The organism is Bacillus cereus group sp. BceL291 (assembly GCF_051776705.1).
GTDB classification, from domain to species: domain Bacteria; phylum Bacillota; class Bacilli; order Bacillales; family Bacillaceae_G; genus Bacillus_A; species Bacillus_A cereus.
Genome location: NZ_JBPWAP010000220.1, coordinates 1 through 1,227, shown reverse-complemented (window position 1 = coordinate 1,227; position 1,227 = coordinate 1). Strand labels below are relative to the sequence as shown.

The window sequence follows — 1,227 nt, the reverse complement described above, 5'->3', positions numbered from 1 at the left end:
TTTTAGTTTGGTTAAGTTAGAAAGGGCGCACGGTGGATGCCTTGACACTAGGAGTCGATGAAGGACGGGACTAACGCCGATATGCTTCGGGGAGCTGTAAGTAAGCTTTGATCCGAAGATTTCCGAATGGGGAAACCCACCATACGTAATGGTATGGTATCCTTATCTGAATACATAGGGTAAGGAAGACAGACCCAGGGAACTGAAACATCTAAGTACCTGGAGGAAGAGAAAGCAAATGCGATTTCCTGAGTAGCGGCGAGCGAAACGGAACATAGCCCAAACCAAGAGGCTTGCCTCTTGGGGTTGTAGGACATTCTATACGGAGTTACAAAGGAACGAGGTAGACGAAGCGACCTGGAAAGGTCCGTCGTAGAGGGTAACAACCCCGTAGTCGAAACTTCGTTCTCTCTTGAATGTATCCTGAGTACGGCGGAACACGTGAAATTCCGTCGGAATCTGGGAGGACCATCTCCCAAGGCTAAATACTCCCTAGTGATCGATAGTGAACCAGTACCGTGAGGGAAAGGTGAAAAGCACCCCGGAAGGGGAGTGAAAGAGATCCTGAAACCGTGTGCCTACAAATAGTCAGAGCCCGTTAACGGGTGATGGCGTGCCTTTTGTAGAATGAACCGGCGAGTTACGATCCCGTGCGAGGTTAAGCTGAAGAGGCGGAGCCGCAGCGAAAGCGAGTCTGAATAGGGCGTTTAGTACGTGGTCGTAGACCCGAAACCAGGTGATCTACCCATGTCCAGGGTGAAGTTCAGGTAACACTGAATGGAGGCCCGAACCCACGCACGTTGAAAAGTGCGGGGATGAGGTGTGGGTAGCGGAGAAATTCCAATCGAACCTGGAGATAGCTGGTTCTCCCCGAAATAGCTTTAGGGCTAGCCTTAAGTGTAAGAGTCTTGGAGGTAGAGCACTGATTGGACTAGGGGTCCTCATCGGATTACCGAATTCAGTCAAACTCCGAATGCCAATGACTTATCCTTAGGAGTCAGACTGCGAGTGATAAGATCCGTAGTCAAAAGGGAAACAGCCCAGACCGCCAGCTAAGGTCCCAAAGTGTGTATTAAGTGGAAAAGGATGTGGAGTTGCTTAGACAACTAGGATGTTGGCTTAGAAGCAGCCACCATTTAAAGAGTGCGTAATAGCTCACTAGTCGAGTGACTCTGCGCCGAAAATGTACCGGGGCTAAATACACCACCGAAGCTGCGGATTGATACC

General features: G+C 50.0%; 1 rRNA gene. It reads left to right on the top strand.

Annotated elements, in window-relative coordinates:
* Positions 1–9: 9 nt before the first annotated feature.
* Positions 10–1,227, top strand: a 23S ribosomal RNA gene (locus ACS2CR_RS34170); the annotation flags it as partial.